This window comes from Streptomyces hilarionis (assembly GCF_024539675.1).
Lineage (GTDB): Bacteria > Actinomycetota > Actinomycetes > Streptomycetales > Streptomycetaceae > Streptomyces > Streptomyces hilarionis.
This window is the reverse complement of sequence record NZ_JAHHIT010000632.1, coordinates 1-301: the sequence shown is the minus strand read 5'-3', so window position 1 is coordinate 301 and position 301 is coordinate 1. Positions and strand designations below refer to the sequence as shown.

General features: G+C 48.2%; 1 protein-coding gene. It reads right to left on the bottom strand.

From position 1 onward, the window contains the following. On the bottom strand, positions 1 to 301 hold a 301-nt coding region (locus KMS84_RS44380), incomplete at both ends, for a hypothetical protein (RefSeq protein WP_256921533.1).

Genomic DNA, 301 nt, shown 5'->3' with positions numbered 1-301 from the left:
GATATGGATCGGACGAACATCCGCAAACCTTGAAACTCCCAGATTGTTCAACCAACGAATAAAGGGCATCACACTTGCAACAGCGAAAGTAGTGATACCCCGTGCGATAGGAGGCTTGGAGCTAGGTAGACCTCGCTTAAACCATGCGTAAGCAACAGCTTTGCAGTCATCAATGAGCGCCCGAGGCAAGCTCATATCCCAATTGATAAATTTATAGGAATGGGCAACATTAGCCTGATCAAAAAACGGACGAAGATCCCACTGCGCATCGCCAAACCTGCTAAGCACCAGAGTTTCCCCA